This window comes from Alkalibacterium putridalgicola (assembly GCF_040959045.1).
Classification (GTDB): domain Bacteria; phylum Bacillota; class Bacilli; order Lactobacillales; family Carnobacteriaceae_A; genus Alkalibacterium; species Alkalibacterium putridalgicola.
Map to the genome: position 1 here is coordinate 1,951,726 of NZ_CP162615.1, position 16,791 is coordinate 1,968,516.

Sequence of the window (16,791 nt, forward strand, 5' to 3'; positions counted from 1 at the left end):
TTAAACCCTCATTTCGCATCCCTTTTACCACTCGATCGACTCGACCGGCTGTGGATGATCATTCAACGTTATCTTTCTGACTTTTGCATTATTGATATCAATGACTCGATCAGCCATTGGAGCGATTGCGCGATTGTGTGTGATAACTACGACGGTCGCACCAAATTCATCTTTGGACCGACTTAACAGATCCAGCACTTTTTTACCTGTTTCAAAATCCAGTGCTCCTGTAGGCTCATCGCACAACAGAAGTTTAGGCTGCTTGGCCAGTGCCCGGGCAATAGCCACACGCTGCTGTTCGCCACCTGACAACTGAGCCGGAAAATTATCCATCCGATCTTGCAAGCCGACACTGATAAGTATTTCTTCAGCATCCAGGGCGTTTGGTGAAATCTCGGCAGCCAGTTCCACATTCTCTTTAGCAGTCAGATTGGGTATCAGATTGTAATTCTGAAAAATAAAGCCGACATCATTGCGACGGTATTCTGTCAGCTGTTTTTCTTTAAAGCCGACGATATTGGTCCCGTCAATGATCACGTCACCTTCATCAGCAGAATCCATTCCGCCCAGGATGTTTAAGACCGTTGTTTTTCCTGCTCCACTTGGTCCGACGATCACGGCAAATTCATTTTTTTCAATATCAAACGTTATCCCGTCATTGGCCACAACCACAGTTTCGCCTGACTGATATCGTTTCACTTCATTCTTTACAGTTATATATGCTGGCATTTTGTTTCGTCCTTTCTACTCGTGTACCTATCTCTATATTTTATCATATTAAACAGGGCCCTCTGCGGTTTTTTGCCTGATTCAGAAAATCTTCACTAATAAATCACATTTTACTTAAGAAGACGGTCGCCTGGCGGTTTTCATCTTTATAATATTTTCTAGGATAACTGATAAAAGCAAACTACCTCTTAATCACTAAATCGCAAGACGTTTAACATCTGTATTTTGCCCTTTGTGAGGCTTTCCGATCATGAAAGGTACTTATCCATTGTTTTTGTGACCTTTGGTGAAGCTTTCAACTCACGAAGGGCACATATCCACTCTTTTTGTGACCTTTGTGGAAGTTTCCCGCTCGCGAAGGGCACATATCCACTCCTTTTGTGACCTTTGTGGAAGTTTTCCACTCACGAAGGGCACATATCCACTCTTTTTGTGACCTTTGTGGAAGTTTTCCACTCGTGAAGGGCATATATCCACCGTTTTTGTGCCCTTTGGGGAAGCTTTCAACTCACGAAGGGCACTTATCCACCGTTTTTGTGCCCTCTGGGGAAGCTTCCCGCTCGTGAAGGGCACTTATCCACCGTTTTTGTGACCTTTGAGGAAGCTTCCCGCTCGTGAAGGGCACATATCCACTCTTTTTGTTACCTTTGTGGAGGCTTCCCACTCACGAAGGGCACATAACTATTTATCTTAACTTCATGAATCGTCTATGAGCTCTCTCCAAAGTTTTATCAACAGCATAAAAAAAGAAGCAGGCTATCCTGCTTCTTCATTCTTATTAGCTTTTCGCTCTTTCAAGTACAAAGACTTTAAGATAATCCGATTCTGGATGCTGCTTATTCACAGCGAAATCTTCAGGTAAACGGAATTCATCCACAAGATACGCATCGACATCCATTTCTTCAAAGGCCAAGTTGACGCTGTCAAAGAAATCATCTCTTGAGACGTTCCATGCATTGGTCGATGTAATGATCAAGCCACCGGGTGCCAGAACCTGAACGGCATCCTTCACTAGTTCTGTGTAGTCTTTATCGACACTGAATGTTCTTTTCTTCGTGCGGGCAAATGTCGGAGGATCCAGAACGATCAGATCAAATTGAAGTTTGTGTTTCTTAGCATAGTCCAGATATGAAAAGACATCCATCACACGGATCTCGTGCTGGTCACTGTCCAGTCCATTCACTTCAAACTGCTCTATTGTACGTTCCTTACTTCTGTTAGCGACGTCCACATTCACTGTTTTGACTGCACCACCCATAGCGGCTGCTACAGAAAATGCGCCTGTATAACTGAACGCATTCAAGACTGTTCTGCCCAGTCCCCACTCTTCCATGATCTTATTTCTGACGTTACGCTGATCAAGGAACAGCCCTGTCATCCAGCCTTCATTGAGATAGACATTATAGTGGATCCCATTTTCAGAGATGACCAGAGGTTCTTCTGCCATCTTTCCTTCAACGAAACGGCTTTTGTGCGGAGAGTCAGGATAACGGCACTTCTCATAGATCCCTTTAAAGTCGGGAACGGCTACTTTGAATGCTTTTATGATCATATCACGGTGCATGTATATTCCGGCACTGTACCATGAGAAAACATAATACCCTTCATAATAATCGATCGTCAGTCCACCGATACCGTCGCCATCCCCATTGAAGAAACGGAAAGCGGTCGTTTTATCATCAGCGTAAAATGCTGTTCGTTTATCTCGTGCAATTCTGAAGCGTCTGTCGAAGAAAGCGTAATCCAAGTCATCTGATTCGTCCAGTGACAAGACATACCCCGCTGTTTTTCTTTCGTTTCCGATATAGCCGTAAGCAACGAACTTATTGTGCTTATCGACCAGTTTGACGAAGTCACCTTCCACCAGATAGTCCTTGTTGACAAAATCCAGTTCTTCTAAAACAGGAAAACCGTTTTTTATGCGATTCGTTGCTAATTCTTTGATTTTTAATACGTTCATAACGTGCTCCTTTTTTGTGATCATCTTTTTTACTTTTCACAAACAGTATACCATAGATAGCTAGTATCCACAGGATCAATCAAATGAAAAAGCAGGTGCTATATAGATCAACACCCGCTTTAACGTTTAATTCAACTTCTCGATATTCGGTTTTATGTCAGGATCGAGTGTCTGAATGAAATCACTAAAATTCATTTCATCGATCAATTCAGGTGCATCGGATTCATAAAGCAATTCACTCGAGTGACCTTCTCTTTCACTCAACAGACTCGAACTATTTTCTGAACGACTTTCAAGGTAATCCAGCTGATCGGTATAAATATAATCATTAGGTTCAAAGCCCTGAATAGATGATGGTGAGTAAAAACGCAGCAGATCCATCGCCATAACGTTATCACTATGCGTCAATTCTTCCCTTGCGTCATCTCGTGTCTTATAAAGGTCTTTCAGCTCAGCTTCAGTAAACTCTTCAGTTATGTCATTGCCTTCCTGGTCATAAATCGATTGGCCAAGGAATGCATAGTCTTCTGTCATAACGCGGCCGTTTCTAAGTGGTACTGTATTGTCATGTTCTCCGGATAAGAGGTCTTGACCCATAAACAGGAACTCATCTGTTTCAATTCCCAGTAGGTGCATGAGTGTCGGCAGCATGTCGACTTGTCCACTGTACGTTTCAAACACTTCACCGTTGTCCACACCAGGTACGTGCATGATCAATGGCACGCGCTGCATCTGAGCATCATCGAAATCGTTCCATTCTTCTCTCTCCTTACCGACTAACTCGGCAAGACGCGGATTACGCATGTTGGAGATCCCATAATGATCGCCATAAAGCATAATGATCGAATCTTCATAAAGACCACTTGCTTTCAGGTAATTGAAAAATTCTTCTACAGCCTGATCCAGATAGTTTGCAGTCGCAAAGTACTGATTGATCGTCTCATCAGACGTCTGTGCTTCCGGGAATCCCTGATTTTTTTCATCCAGCGGATATGGGAAATGGTTCGTTACGGTAACAAACTTAGTATAGAATGGCTGCGGCAACTGTTCAATGTATTTCACTGAGTCCTTGAAAAACAATTTGTCTTTTAAGCCATATTCTAATGAACGGTCACCCGACACATTATAGAAGGCGGAGTCAAAGAAGTAGTCATAGCCGAAGTTACGATAGGTATCTGTTCTGTTCCAGAATGACCCGACATTTCCATGAAAAGCAGCAGAAGTATACCCCGCCTTTTCTCCCAAAATAGCTGGTGCTGCGTGAAAAGTATTTGTCGAACCGAGAGTCTGGAATGCACTCCCTTCCGGTAAACCATAAAGCGACGTTTCACCAAGGACTTCTGCATCGCTCGATTTTCCCTGACCAGTCTGATGGAAGAAATTATTAAAGCTGTATGAATCGTTACTATGGTATAAGCTGTTCACAAAAGGCATGACTTCATGTTTCACACCATTTTCATCTTCCAGTTCCGAGTCGATCAGAAACTGCTGAACGCTTTCCAGAGCAATAACGATGACATTGCGGCCTTCTGCAGCACCGAAATATTCTTCATCAGGTTCTCTATAGTTCTCTCTGGAGAAATCAATAATATCATTCAACTGTGTTTCGTCGGCACTGGCACGGATCTGACTGTTCTGAGCGGTCTGGAAGAGATCATATCCGGCAAAGAAATTCAACCCCAGGTATTTGACGATATAATTTCTGTCAAATGTCCGCGTCAGTAATTGTGGCCGGTCGATTTCAGCTAATGTCAAATTCCCTACAAAAAGTGATAGACCTAAAGCAGTCACAGCAAAAATGTCCCGCTTTTTAGCCGGTTTTCTATAATAGTTGGCAAACAGATCTCGTCTGCGTAAATAAATGAAGATCAATAGCGCAATATCAAACCAGTAGATCAAATCCCAAGGTCGCATCATGGCAAAAGTCGAAGCAACCAATCCTGTCGATACATTATTGGACCCTACCAGAATATTCGTTGTCAGAAAATCTGAGAACTCTCTGTAATACAGGATATTCGTGTAGAGTAAAAGTGTCGCCGCCAGTAGAAGTCCAAATAAAACAAAACAGGACGTCTTTGGTTTCTTGAAATAGAGTGATAGTGAAAATAATACGAGTGTTATAGCTAATGGATTGATAAATAACAGGAAATGCTGGATGATTCCAGTCACACCTAAATCAAATTCGATCCAATAGGCCAAGTATGTCTTTATCCAAAATAACACGCTCACTAAACCGAACAATGCATTCCGTTTATTTATAAGCTGTTTGATTTTAAACATAAATAGCCCTCCTTTTTATTTTATTTTTAAATGATTATTCGTTTTTATATCATTTGTATCCTCTCGAACATTTTAAACGAAACCTAATTATAAGGCAAACGAGATGGTTTAATCAATTAAAAACCTCTCATAATAAACCCGATAAATGAGTGTATGCTCATTTATCGGGTTTATTCATTCATTTACTTTTTTTCTGGGAAAAGTATCCTGAACGTTGTACCTTCATCGATTTCACTTTCAACAGAAATTTTTGCACCATGTAAATTTACGAGCTGCTGAACGATCGCTAGACCTAGTCCAGATTCCCCAAATTTTGTTTTGGTACGGGATAAGTCTGCTTTATAATAGCGTTCAAAAATATTTTCCATCTGAACATCTGTCATTCCGATACCTGTATCGCTGACCGTTATCTCGGTTCCTTCAGATGTGTACTGACTGGCTATTTTAATTGTGCCATTATTTGTGAACTGAAGGGCATTTTTTATCAAATTGACCAGAATTTGTTTCAGCCGGTCATAATCTGCGTAAACATGAATATCATCCATTTCGCCAATGATCAATTTATTCGAAGATTCTTTAACGATATCTTTCATCTGTTCACTGATTTCTTCAACGATTTCGGAAAGTGGAATCGTGTGCTTAGTCAACATGATCCGATTGGAACGGATATTTTCATAGTCCATATTTTCATTGACCAGGCGAATAAGCCGTCTCGTTTCTTTTCTCATCAATTGTATACTTCTGAGTCGCTGGTTTTCAGGGATGACATTATGCTCCAGACCTTCAAGTAGTCCATTAATAGTCGTTAACGGCGTCCGCATCTCATGAGCAGCGTCCTGCATGAAACTCTTTCTCCGCTCTTCCTGATTGATCACTTCATCCTGTGATTCTTTCAATGCGATCACCATTCGGTTGAAATCTCGTGTCAGATAATCGATCTCGTCCCGTTCATTATGCTCAAGCTGGATCGTATACTCCCCTTCGGCCACTTTATGAGCAGCCTTCCGAAGACGATTGACACGTTTGACCTGGTAATGAGCAAAGACTAAACTCATTAGGATCGCAACGATCGCAGAGATCAGAAAGGCACTAAAGAGATTCCCTTTCAACTCTTCCATTTGGCGGTTGATGTGGCTGATCGGTGCGCTGACAGTGATAAAACCTGCAAATTCCTCAGAGTTTTCGTTGAAATATGGGAGATATACCAGGGTTGTTTCCCTGGGATTACCCAGCAGATCCTCGTGATGTGTCGTTAAGGCGATCCGCTCTCCTGATTCCAGCTGGTCCAGCTGGTCATCACTTATATTCGCCCGGAAATTTCGGGGAAGATCAGGATACACGATGTTGCCTTCATCACTGAAGACAAAAAATGACACTTCCTGAGCAGTCAGCACACGGCGGATGGTATTAAGCTGTGTCGGATCCAAATCTTCATCGACAATGGATTCCGCATAACTGAATAATCTGTTCTCGGTAGCATTCAAGGCTGTTCTTCTGCCAAAAAGGACCAGTGAAAAGACTGTTACCGCCATCAGCAAAATAATCACGGCTAAAAAACCTAGAAACTGCTGAAAAAAATAAGGAAGTTTCATTTTAGTCAATTTTTTCGGTATCATCGAACTTGTACCCTACTCCCCAAACTGTTTTGATCACCTGCGGTCCATTAGCAGAAACCTTCTGGCGCAGTTTTTTTATGTGTGCATCGACCGTTCGCTCATCTCCGAAATACTCATAGTCCCAGACCAGCTGAAGCAGTTGTTCTCTTGAGAATACACGTCTTGGACTGTTAGCCAGAGTAAAGAGCAAGTCAAACTCTTTCGGAGTCAGATTGTCCAGCGGCTGATTATAAAGACTGACTTCTCGTGTCGTACGATCCATTTTCAAATGTTCTGTTTCGATATCATAGGTTATTTCTTCTGAATGATCGGATTCCTTATTATTTACTCGTCTCAGCAGTGATTTTATCCGTGCGACAAGCGTCAGTGGACTGAACGGTTTAGTAACATAGTCATCAGCACCGATTTCCAGACCGATCACTTCATCGCTTTCCGAGTCTTTAGCCGTTAACATGATGACGGGCACGGACTGGGATTCTTTTCTGATTTCTTTACAGATAGCTATGCCGTCCATTTCAGGCAGCATGATATCCAATATGATCAAGTCAAACTGGTCAGGAGCCGCACGATATACGTTCAGGCCTTCTTTACCGTTATGAACAAAGGTGGCTTCCCATTCTTCTTTCAAGAAAAACATTTCAATCATTTCACATACAGATTCATTGTCTTCAATCATTAAAATATGCATGATTTACCTTCTTTCTTTTTTCATTCTACCTTATTATACATACCATAGTTGAATTTTTTGTGTAAATCAATGCATGAAACCTAGAATACACAGTATTTGTGACAGTAAATTGAAAAGCACGGGATGCAGCCCACATTCTAAACAGAACGTATAGCCGCATACCGTGCAAAGTTTTCCTACGCTATTAAGGTTTATCTTTAACCTTTCGCTTTTTTCTGAATAAACTCTATATCATCCACGAGCATCTCAACGACATATTTCGTTTCATCCTCATTCGTCTGGTAAGAGCGGGACTGCATCTTCCCATTAAGTGCAATGAGATCTCCTTTACCACAGTGTTTTTCAAGGATCTCTGCTTTCTTTCCCCAAGCCACAAAGGGAATGAAGTCTGCGTCCGTACTTCCGTCCTTTTTAAACGATTTCCTTACCGCTAATACATTGTTAGTGACCATGCGGCTGTCCCCCACACTCCTTAAATCGACCTCTTTGACCATTCGTCCTATCAGTGACACTGTATTCATGTTCTTCCTCTTTTCGTATAGTAGTAGGAAAGAAGATTCTCTTTCCTCTATATAATAATATTGTGAAAAGAAAAAATATCTCATGAAAAAAATTCAAAAAAAATAAAGCCGTACAAAAAAGGGAGCCCTTTTTTGTACGGCTTTGTACAGTTTACTTAAAATATATAATTTAGGATGTTCTGCCAGATTTCAGGGTTAAATACATCCATTGGCTCGCCGGCTCCACCAATGACACTGTATCCGATCATAGTTCCTACTATAAAAGCCGCAGCAATCAGAAGAATAACAATCAAGACTTTTAATATATATATAAGTATGTCTTTAACTACTGTTTTCCATGTCATCAGCTTACACCTCAATCATTTTTTCTTAACTTTTTTGTCTTTATTTTTTTCTGTTTTTTAAATTTTCAAGAAGAATCCCGGTTCCCAATGCAACAGAATCCAATGGGTTTTCTGCTTTAAATACCGGAACTTTCAACTCTTCAGCGAATAAGAGCTCGATGCCGTCAAGCATAGCTCCTCCACCTGTCAGAATGACTCCACGATCGATGATATCTGCAGACAATTCCGGCGGTGTCTGTTCTAAAACAGCTTTGGCCTGTTCGACAACGATAACCATAGACTCACGTGTTGCTTCCAGCACTTCCAATGAAGAGATGGTGATCGTACGCGGAAGACCTGTGACCATGTCGCGGCCTCTGACATCCATTTCATCATTTCTTCCATGATCGTACATGACGCCTATTTCTTTTTTGATCGTTTCAGCAGTTCGCTCCCCGATGAGCAGCTTATGCTTTTTCTTGACATATTGAGTGATATCATTATCCAGTGTATCTCCAGCTATCTTGATGGAACGGCTTGTGACGATCCCTCCCATAGACAGTACGGCAATATCACTGGTTCCTCCCCCAATATCTATGACCATGTTACCGCTTGGCTGAAAAATGTCCATACCGGCACCGATCGCTGCTACTTTCGGTTCTTCTTCAAGATAGACATTCTTTCCTCCGCTTTTTTCTGCTACTTCTATAATTGCCTTCTGCTCGATCGCCGTAATATTAGTCGGACAGCAGATAAGAATATTTGGTTTGGATAAAAATCCTTTTACATTCAACTTATCGATAAAGTAAGTCAACATTGCTTCAGTGATGTCAAAGTCAGCAATAACGCCTCCCTGCAGGGGACGGATCGCTTTAATGTTTCCCGGTGTACGGCCCACCATCATGTAGGCATCTTCACCAACTGCTAGAACCTCATTCGTTTTTGTATCCAAAGCTACGACAGAAGGCTCGTTCAGCACAATACCTTTGCCTTTTACATGTACAAGTACATTTGCTGTACCCAAGTCGATGCCAATATCTCTAGCCATCGTGTTTCTCCTCTCACCTATTCATTTCATTAAAAAATAACTGTATCGGGATGCATGATTCTAAAAATGGTTTCACTCTATCTATGATACTTAAGATGATAAAAAAGAGCAACACCTATTTGGCAATCTTAAGTATTTATTAACTACTATTTGGTCGATAAACAGAAAAAGAGAGGGATAAGGAAAGAAGCCGTGCTTCCTTCCTTTCTCTCTCTTTTTAAAACTGTTTATGCAGAGACGATCTCAGAATCACTTGTCTCTTTGACCTCTTCATTGATGCGTTCAATATCTGCACCTAATTGTTTCATTTTAAGGTGGAACTTAGAATAACCTCTATCCAGATGATGGAGCTGTGACACTTGTGTGTGGCCTTTTGATACTAATCCAGCGAGGATCAGAGAAGCTGATGCACGCAAGTCTGTGGAAGCGACTTCTGCACCCTGCAGTATATTTCCACCTTGGATAATAAGACTTTGACCGTCGATTTTAAACGAGGCATTCATTTTTCGCAGTTCTTCCATATGCATATAACGATTCTCAAAGACTGTTTCCCTCATGATACTTGTCCCTTCGGCAACGAGCTGAGCGATCGTCATCGGCGCCTGGAGATCAGTAGGATAGCCGGGATAGGGCTGAGTCTTGACATCTGTCGGCAGAAGCTTTTCAGGGCCAATGACTTTTAGTCCCTCACTTGTTTCGATGAATGTCGTTCCCATTTCTCCTAATTTTGAAATCAATGGTTTATTATGTTCACTGACAGCATCTTTGATCAGCACTTCTCCCTGAGTGATCGCAGCGGCAATCATAAAGGTCCCACTTTCTATGCGGTCTGGGATCACGGAATGAGTTGTGGCTTCGAGCGATTTGACTCCAGTTATGCGAAGAGAATCTGTCCCGGCACCAATGATCTTAGCTCCCATCTTATTCAGGAAGTTGGCCAGATCAACGATTTCAGGTTCTCTTGCCACGTTTTCTATGACACTGGTCCCTTCGGCTAAAGTGGCCGCCATCATAATATTCTGAGTCGCTCCAACACTTGGAAAATCCAGATAAATATGAGCAGCTTTCAGTTTGTCTACGGAAGCTTCGATATGTCCATTCCCCACATTCACATCGACGCCCATAGCCTCAAAGCCTTTTAAATGAAGATCGATAGGTCGGGAGCCAATAGCACAACCGCCTGGCAGCGCAACTTTAGCATAGCCGGTACGGGCAAGCAAAGGACCCATGACAACGATCGATGCACGCATCTTGCTCATAAAATCAAATGGTGTTTCATTATTCACTTCTGTTTCAGCATTGGTTCGAATCACCTGATTTTCTTCATCGAACTCAACATTTATGTTTAAATGGTTCAATACTTCATTCATAATATAAATATCTGAAAGAAGGGGTATGTTGTCTATAACATTTGTACCTTTACTCGCTAATACTGTGGCAGCTAATATAGGAAGTGCAGCGTTTTTCGCTCCGCCGATATCGACAGAACCTCTCAGCTGTTTCCCTCCGCCTACTATAATTTTCTCCATTCTATGTCCTCCATTTTTTCTGTTCCAGTGATTCTTCATCTCGTGTCTGATTTATTGATACGTTATCGATTTATAAAAATAACAGTAGTTGTATTTTAAAACATACTTGATATAGTATATCAGAAAGCCTATTGAAGGGGAACAGTATGTAATCCCTTCCTTCGTGACATCTTTGTGACAATAAGAACTAGTTTGTCAATCCCTTGTAATGGGTTAAAATAGAAAAAATAAGTTCTGAATCGAAAGAATAAAGTCGATAAAAAAATTGCTTACCGTGTAACCGACTGCGATCGAGATCACTATATATAATGTCCGTGCTTGAGGAATGTGATGCTTTTTGATGAGTACATCAGTCTTTAGCGCCTGCATTGCCCAGAATACAACAAGTACGAAGAACACATGTGAGACTAGATTGACTAGTGACTGCAGCATGACAAGTGGCATATGATTCATCCTTTCGTTATAATACTAGCATAAACCTTCATATATTTCATTTGTTATGCATGTTACACCAACATTACACGTTTTCAAGCCTGTCATATCGGAAAAATCCCGATAAGAGCGGAAACTCTTATCGGGATTCTTTCATTTTTTTATAACGATTATAATGTTCCGAATAATCGGTCTCCTGCGTCACCTAATCCAGGCAGGATATATCCTTTTTCATTCAGTTTCTCATCTAATGAGGCAGTATAGATGTCCACATCCGGGTGGGCATCCTGGAGAACTTTGACACCTTCAGGAGCTGCAACCAAACACACGAATTTAATGTTCGATGCGCCACGTTTTTTCAATGCATCGATGGCAGCTACTGCTGAACCACCGGTCGCCAGCATCGGATCAACAACAAGCAGCTGACGCTCTGATAAGTCGGAAGGCATTTTAATGAAGTATTCAACGGGTTCCATCGTATCGTGGTCACGATACATCCCCACATGACCAACTTTAGCTGCCGGAATGAGATCCAGCATACCATCGACCATACCTAAACCTGCTCTTAAAATAGGAACGATCACTACTTTTTTACCTGCCAGCTGTTTCTGAACAGTTTTTACGAGCGGTGTTTCGATTTCGACATCCTGAAGTGGCATTTCTCTTGACACTTCATACGCTAATAATCGTGCGATTTCATTAACAACTTCTCTGAAATACTTTGTCCCTGTATTTTTGTCTCTGATGATTGTCAACTTATGCTGAATTAGCGGATGATCTATAACTTGAACGTTTCCCATGATCCGGCTCCTTTTTTATGCTATTCTATTTCTTTTATTATTGTACAGAAAGTCTGAAGAAGTTTCCAGAAAAATCAGGATTTATCTTGATGTTTATAGAATCCGACTCGCTGCTTTTTCCAGCCGGTTCATATAAGCGGTGCCGATACCTGTTTTCTGATATGGTTCGACCAGTATGACTGATATGTCTTCATCATCAAGCTCTCTCAAGGCAGAGAACAGTCGAGCGGCAGCCTGCTGTGGTCTGTTTTTATCACCTAAAGAACAATTCTTTCTCCGGTCAGTCTTTAAATGTTTAAGCCAGTCCTCACTTGCCAGCAAACCGACGTTTTCTCCCTCTACCTCAAGCTGATCCAGGATTTCTTTTGCTTCGGCTAAAGATTCCGGCAAGACCCAGACTGGCTTTTCAGGAGAATAGTGCTTGTATTTCATTCCAGGGGATTTAGGGGCAGCCGAGTCATCGCTTAAATGAGCATCCAGCCACACATGGCCCAGCACAGCTTCCAGCTCTTCACGAGTGACCCCTCCCGGACGTAGGATCGTCGGTTTTTGGGGATCCGTTAAATCAAGAACAGTGGATTCCAGGCCTACTCCTGTTGCTCCGCCATCAACGATCGCCTTGATTTTTCCCTCTAAATCTCTTTTGACATGCAAAGCCGTCGTTGGACTTGGCTTGCCGGAAGAGTTGGCACTGGGTGCAGCCAGCGGAACACCGACTTTGTCGATGAGTGCAAGGGCGACAGGGTGACTGGGCATTCTTACCCCTATCGTTTCCATACCGCCCGTCACTGACGAGGCTATGGGCCCCTTTTTATTCAGTACCAGCGTACAGGGACCTGGCCAGAAATGACTGATGACTTTCCTGGCCACGTCGGGAACGGATTCAACATAGCGCTCCATCTGTTTTACGGAAGCCACATGGATGATCAGCGGATTATCGCTGGGACGGCCTTTTGCTTCAAATATCTTTCTGACTGCCTCTTCATTGGTTGCATCTGCCCCTAAGCCATACACCGTTTCAGTCGGGAAAGCCACAACTTCTCCGCTCTTTAGATACTCTGCAGCTTTATCTATATTACTGGAATCAAGAAAGGCTGTCTGCATATTACTCTCCTTCTTTCTCTTTCTGTATCTCGTTTCTAATATGGATCGTCCGGTCATGATTGTTAAAATCTTTTTCTAGGGTTATTTTTGCCTCTGGAAAATAGCTTTGAAATAATCGTCTGATCTGGTCTCCTTGTCTGTAACCAAATTCAAAGATCATATAACCACCGGGATTCAACCGATCGACTGCATCAGCGGCTATCTTCTTGTAAAAGTAAAGCCCCTCTTCTTCTGCAAATAAGGCGATATGCGGTTCATATTCAATGACCGATTCATCCATGACACTACGTTCGGACTGACTGATATAAGGTGGATTGGAGAGGATCAAATCAAACTTTCCTTCAACATCCGTCATCATATCACTTAGATAAAAAGTGACCTCAGCACCCAGATTTTCAGCATTCAGTCTGGCGACATCCAGCGCTGCCTGACTGATATCGACAGCAACGACCTCGTCCTGTGGCCGTTCGAGTTTATGGCTGACAGCGAGGACGCCCGACCCGGTCCCTATATCGATGACACGCAACGGTCTGTCAGGAAGCTGTCTGATATATTCGTGGAACCATTCTTCTGTTTCCGGCCGGGGAATAAGTGTAGCTTCCGTCACCTTAAACTGACGGTCATAGAACCACTCATGACCCACGATCTGCTGAGGCGGTCTGCCTTTGCCTGCCTCAGTGATATCTTTAACGTAAATATCCTTATCCCGTTGGTCCATCACTTTTTTCTGAAGACGGATAAAATCCGTCAGAGATAACGCGAACCGCTCTTTCATCAGCCATTTAGCGATTTGGGTATCTCGATGTTTCTGTTCTAAAAAAGAAGAAGCCCAGGAAAGGACTTCTGCATATGTTGAGGCTTCGCTCAGTGATTTAGTAGTCATTCTTCAACTGTTCCATCTTGCGGGACTGTTCCCACATCAGCAGCGGTTCGATGATCTCGTCCAGCTTGCCTGATAAAATCTGGTCCAGTCTCTGGATAGTCAGGTTGATGCGGTGATCCGTCACGCGGCTTTGAGGAAAGTTGTAGGTGCGGATACGTTCAGAACGGTCTCCCGTACCTACAGCCGATTTTCTTTCTGCATCCACTTCAGCTTGTGCTTCCTGCGTGATTTTATCATAGATGCGTGAACGAAGGATTTTCATCGCTTTTTCTCTGTTCTTCAACTGAGAACGTTCGTCCTGCATGGCGACCACGATACCGGTCGGTTCATGGGTCAGTCTGACAGCAGAGGCAGTCTTGTTTACGTGCTGTCCGCCGGCTCCACTTGCATGATAAATATCGACTCGGATGTCATTCTCATCGATATCTATTTCGACATCTTCTGCTTCCGGCATGACTACTACTGTTGCCGTAGACGTATGGATACGTCCCTGAGATTCTGTCTGAGGCACACGCTGCACACGGTGGGCACCGTTTTCGTATTTCAGTTTCGAATAAACATTCGTTCCATTGATCATGAGAGTGAGTTCTTTGAAACCGCCGGCATTACCCGCGCTGGCATCCAGTACTTCTGTTTTCCAGCCCTGATTGTCTGAATATTTCTGATACATTTCAAACAGATCACTGGCAAAGAGCTGAGCTTCATCTCCGCCTGCTGCACCGCGGATCTCCATGATAACGTTACGTTCATCATTCTCATCTTTAGGCAGCAGCATGATTTTCAGTTCTTCTTCCATTTGTTCTTTTTGCTCTGAAAGCTCATTACGTTCTTCTTTAGCCAGCTCTTCCATCTCTTTATCAAGGGAATCATTCAGCATTTCTTCCGTGTCTTCCAGTTCAGATACGACTTCTTTGTATTTTCTGAATGTCGCAACCGTTTCTCTCAAACTCGCTTCTTCTTTACTCAAATTCATTAAACGCTCAGTGTCGCTGATCACCTGAGGATCGCTGAGCAGCTCATTCAATTCATCATAACGATTTTCTACATCTTCTAAGCGATCAAACATACTCATTTTTTATTTCCTCTCTCTTGGTCACTGTTTATCAAGGGGTTATGGTAGTGTTTTCTGCATACAGGATAGTATGATTCATTGCCACCTATGGCGATCTGTTCGCCCGTATATACAGGTTTGCCCTCGTGGACACGCAAGTTCATAATGGCTTTTTTGTGACAGAACCAGCAGATGGTTTTCATTTCTTCGATCTTATCAGCCAAAAGCAGCAGTTCCTTTGAGCCTTCAAACAGTTCGTTTCTAAAGTCATTTTTCAGCCCAAAAGCCATGACCGGTATTTTCAGGTCATCGACTATCTTAGCCAGCTGTCTGACATGTGTTTTGTTTAAAAATTGTGCTTCATCGATCAGCACACAGGCAATCGACTTATCCATACCTTGAACGACTGAAAAAATATCCATATCGTTCGTGACGGGGATCGCTTTTCGCTTCAAACCGATCCTGCTGGATATATAACCGACGCCATCGCGGTCATCCAGAGCACTTGTAAACAAGACCACCGGTTTCTCCTGCTCCTCGTAATTATGTGCGACTTTTAAAATTTCGATCGATTTTCCACTGTTCATTGCTCCATATCGAAAAAACAGTTGTGCCATGACTGATTACCTACTTTCCTTAGTATACTCTATCTACGCGTCCTTCGTCTATTTCTGATAGACTCCAATCCTTATAAATTATAAGTGATGAAGCGGAAAAGTACAAGTCTACAATAAGGTCTGCCGCTTTTTTCTGCATTGCCTCCGGTTATATGCTAAACTATAGAAAAAAGTGATAGGAGATTTTTGTATGACTGAACCTTTATTTTTAAGTGGTGTCTTTAAAGAAAAAATATGGGGTGGCGAAAAACTGAAGCAGCTTTTTGACTACGCTATACCAAATGACCACACAGGCGAACTATGGGCGATCAGTGCCCATAAAAATGGACCAAGTACTGTGTTGAACGGTCCATTTCAAGGAAAAAAACTCGACGAGCTATGGTCTGATCATAAAGAATTATTCGACTATGCAGAAGGAGACGTTTTCCCGCTGCTGACTAAAATCATTGATGCACAAACAGAACTATCCGTTCAGGTCCATCCTGACGATGCTTACGGGAAAGAACACGAAGGTGAACTGGGCAAGACAGAATGCTGGTACATCGTCGATGCTGAAGAAGGGTCAGAAATCATTTATGGTCACCATGCAGAGACTAAGGAAGAACTGGAAAACATGATCGAGAAGGGTCAATGGGATGAACTTCTCAGAAAAAAAGAAGTGAAGGCAGGCGACTTCTTCTATGTCCCAAGCGGAACGATCCATGCTATCGGCGGAGGTATAGTCATTCTTGAAACACAGCAGTCGAGTGATACCACTTATCGTGTGTATGATTATGACCGCATCCAGGATGATGGCGAGAAACGCGACCTGCATATCGAAGACTCTGTTGCAGTGACCACGGTTCCACACATCGATCCGAACCTTGAGATGACGACGGCTGAAAAAGACGGCTATACAGAAACGACACTGGTTTCCAACTCATTCTTTACGGTCAAAGAATGGCGAACGGACGGCAAAGCTTCTTTTGAAAAGGAAGCGCCTTATACACTGGTCAGTGTACTGAATGGACAAGGCGAACTGATCGTTGATGGAACAACCTACTCTTGTTCAAAAGGGGATCATTTCATCCTCCCATCTGCGGTTGAATCATGGAGCTTCGATGGTTCCCTTCACATGATCGCTTCACATCCGGGGCAGTAAAGAAAAAAACACCCGAATACTCGGTTAGGTGGTACCGAGCATTCGGGTGTTCTGTATTTTAGTGAAAAA

The 16,791-nt window shown here is 42.6% G+C and carries 16 protein-coding genes; 1 reads left to right on the forward strand and 15 read right to left on the reverse strand.

Features of this window, described 5'->3' with window-relative positions; all coding sequences use genetic code 11:
* Window positions 1-24: 24 nt before the first annotated feature.
* The 15 genes from AB4027_RS09325 to AB4027_RS09395 form a co-directional block, all read right to left on the reverse strand.
* Window positions 25-729 carry an ABC transporter ATP-binding protein gene (locus AB4027_RS09325; RefSeq protein WP_368645126.1) on the reverse strand — a complete coding sequence of 235 codons (705 nt, stop codon included), beginning with the start codon at window positions 727-729 and terminating at the stop codon, window positions 25-27.
* Between the two features lie 778 nt (window positions 730-1,507).
* Complete coding sequence (locus AB4027_RS09330; RefSeq protein ID WP_368645127.1) at window positions 1,508-2,689, reverse strand: class I SAM-dependent rRNA methyltransferase; 1,182 nt, start codon at window positions 2,687-2,689, stop codon at window positions 1,508-1,510.
* 126 nt (window positions 2,690-2,815) lie between these two features.
* Complete coding sequence (locus tag AB4027_RS09335) at window positions 2,816-4,969, reverse strand: LTA synthase family protein (RefSeq protein ID WP_368645128.1); 2,154 nt, start codon at window positions 4,967-4,969, stop codon at window positions 2,816-2,818.
* A gap of 182 nt (window positions 4,970-5,151) precedes the next feature.
* Window positions 5,152-6,585, reverse strand: coding sequence for an ATP-binding protein (locus AB4027_RS09340; protein WP_368645129.1), 1,434 nt, complete (start codon window positions 6,583-6,585; stop codon window positions 5,152-5,154).
* Window positions 6,563-7,273 (reverse strand): response regulator, encoded by a 711-nt coding sequence (locus AB4027_RS09345; RefSeq protein WP_368645130.1) that lies wholly within the window; start codon window positions 7,271-7,273, stop codon window positions 6,563-6,565. The genes AB4027_RS09340 and AB4027_RS09345 overlap by 23 nt, the downstream gene beginning before the upstream one ends.
* A gap of 197 nt (window positions 7,274-7,470) precedes the next feature.
* Window positions 7,471-7,794, reverse strand: coding sequence for a single-stranded DNA-binding protein (locus AB4027_RS09350; protein ID WP_091487112.1), 324 nt, complete (start codon window positions 7,792-7,794; stop codon window positions 7,471-7,473).
* 155 nt (window positions 7,795-7,949) lie between these two features.
* Window positions 7,950-8,138, reverse strand: a complete 189-nt coding sequence (locus AB4027_RS09355; protein ID WP_091487114.1) for a DNA-directed RNA polymerase subunit beta — start codon at window positions 8,136-8,138, stop codon at window positions 7,950-7,952.
* Window positions 8,139-8,178: 40 nt separating this feature from the next.
* Window positions 8,179-9,165 (reverse strand): rod shape-determining protein MreB, encoded by a 987-nt coding sequence (gene mreB, locus AB4027_RS09360; protein ID WP_091487116.1) that lies wholly within the window; start codon window positions 9,163-9,165, stop codon window positions 8,179-8,181.
* A gap of 227 nt (window positions 9,166-9,392) precedes the next feature.
* A complete protein-coding gene (murA, locus tag AB4027_RS09365; RefSeq protein WP_368645131.1) occupies window positions 9,393-10,694 on the reverse strand; it encodes a UDP-N-acetylglucosamine 1-carboxyvinyltransferase in 1,302 nt (433 codons plus the stop codon).
* A 213-nt stretch (window positions 10,695-10,907) separates the two neighbouring features.
* A complete protein-coding gene (locus AB4027_RS09370) occupies window positions 10,908-11,138 on the reverse strand; it encodes a DUF1146 family protein (protein ID WP_091487119.1) in 231 nt (76 codons plus the stop codon).
* A 158-nt stretch (window positions 11,139-11,296) separates the two neighbouring features.
* Window positions 11,297-11,926, reverse strand: coding sequence for a uracil phosphoribosyltransferase (upp, locus tag AB4027_RS09375; protein WP_091487121.1), 630 nt, complete (start codon window positions 11,924-11,926; stop codon window positions 11,297-11,299).
* A gap of 93 nt (window positions 11,927-12,019) precedes the next feature.
* Window positions 12,020-13,030 (reverse strand): L-threonylcarbamoyladenylate synthase, encoded by a 1,011-nt coding sequence (locus AB4027_RS09380; RefSeq protein ID WP_368645132.1) that lies wholly within the window; start codon window positions 13,028-13,030, stop codon window positions 12,020-12,022.
* Window position 13,031: 1 nt separating this feature from the next.
* Window positions 13,032-13,913, reverse strand: coding sequence for a peptide chain release factor N(5)-glutamine methyltransferase (prmC, locus tag AB4027_RS09385; protein ID WP_368645133.1), 882 nt, complete (start codon window positions 13,911-13,913; stop codon window positions 13,032-13,034).
* On the reverse strand, window positions 13,903-14,979 hold the full coding sequence (gene prfA, locus AB4027_RS09390; RefSeq protein WP_368646424.1) for a peptide chain release factor 1: 1,077 nt from the start codon (window positions 14,977-14,979) through the stop codon (window positions 13,903-13,905). Before prfA ends, prmC begins: the two co-directional genes overlap by 11 nt.
* Before the next feature lie 2 nt (window positions 14,980-14,981).
* Window positions 14,982-15,581 carry a thymidine kinase gene (locus tag AB4027_RS09395; protein ID WP_368645134.1) on the reverse strand — a complete coding sequence of 200 codons (600 nt, stop codon included), beginning with the start codon at window positions 15,579-15,581 and terminating at the stop codon, window positions 14,982-14,984.
* Between the two features lie 190 nt (window positions 15,582-15,771).
* On the opposite strand from AB4027_RS09395, the gene manA reads away from it, so the two are divergent.
* On the forward strand, window positions 15,772-16,722 hold the full coding sequence (manA, locus tag AB4027_RS09400) for a mannose-6-phosphate isomerase, class I (RefSeq protein ID WP_368645135.1): 951 nt from the start codon (window positions 15,772-15,774) through the stop codon (window positions 16,720-16,722).
* Window positions 16,723-16,791 lie beyond the last annotated feature (69 nt).

Bases quoted from the DNA above. Each gene is read 5' to 3' on its own strand.
- AB4027_RS09325 (WP_368645126.1), bottom strand. From the start codon at position 729: ATGCCAGCATATATAACTGTAAAGAATGAAGTGAAACGATATCAGTCA.
- AB4027_RS09330 (WP_368645127.1), bottom strand. From the start codon at position 2,689: ATGAACGTATTAAAAATCAAAGAATTAGCAACGAATCGCATAAAAAAC.
- AB4027_RS09335 (WP_368645128.1), bottom strand. From the start codon at position 4,969: ATGTTTAAAATCAAACAGCTTATAAATAAACGGAATGCATTGTTCGGT.
- AB4027_RS09340 (WP_368645129.1), bottom strand. From the start codon at position 6,585: ATGATACCGAAAAAATTGACTAAAATGAAACTTCCTTATTTTTTTCAG.
- AB4027_RS09345 (WP_368645130.1), bottom strand. From the start codon at position 7,273: ATGCATATTTTAATGATTGAAGACAATGAATCTGTATGTGAAATGATT.
- AB4027_RS09350 (WP_091487112.1), bottom strand. From the start codon at position 7,794: ATGAATACAGTGTCACTGATAGGACGAATGGTCAAAGAGGTCGATTTA.
- AB4027_RS09355 (WP_091487114.1), bottom strand. From the start codon at position 8,138: ATGACATGGAAAACAGTAGTTAAAGACATACTTATATATATATTAAAA.
- mreB (WP_091487116.1), bottom strand. From the start codon at position 9,165: ATGGCTAGAGATATTGGCATCGACTTGGGTACAGCAAATGTACTTGTA.
- murA (WP_368645131.1), bottom strand. From the start codon at position 10,694: ATGGAGAAAATTATAGTAGGCGGAGGGAAACAGCTGAGAGGTTCTGTC.
- AB4027_RS09370 (WP_091487119.1), bottom strand. From the start codon at position 11,138: ATGCCACTTGTCATGCTGCAGTCACTAGTCAATCTAGTCTCACATGTG.
- upp (WP_091487121.1), bottom strand. From the start codon at position 11,926: ATGGGAAACGTTCAAGTTATAGATCATCCGCTAATTCAGCATAAGTTG.
- AB4027_RS09380 (WP_368645132.1), bottom strand. From the start codon at position 13,030: ATGCAGACAGCCTTTCTTGATTCCAGTAATATAGATAAAGCTGCAGAG.
- prmC (WP_368645133.1), bottom strand. From the start codon at position 13,913: ATGACTACTAAATCACTGAGCGAAGCCTCAACATATGCAGAAGTCCTT.
- prfA (WP_368646424.1), bottom strand. From the start codon at position 14,979: ATGTTTGATCGCTTAGAAGATGTAGAAAATCGTTATGATGAATTGAAT.
- AB4027_RS09395 (WP_368645134.1), bottom strand. From the start codon at position 15,581: ATGGCACAACTGTTTTTTCGATATGGAGCAATGAACAGTGGAAAATCG.
- manA (WP_368645135.1), top strand. From the start codon at position 15,772: ATGACTGAACCTTTATTTTTAAGTGGTGTCTTTAAAGAAAAAATATGG.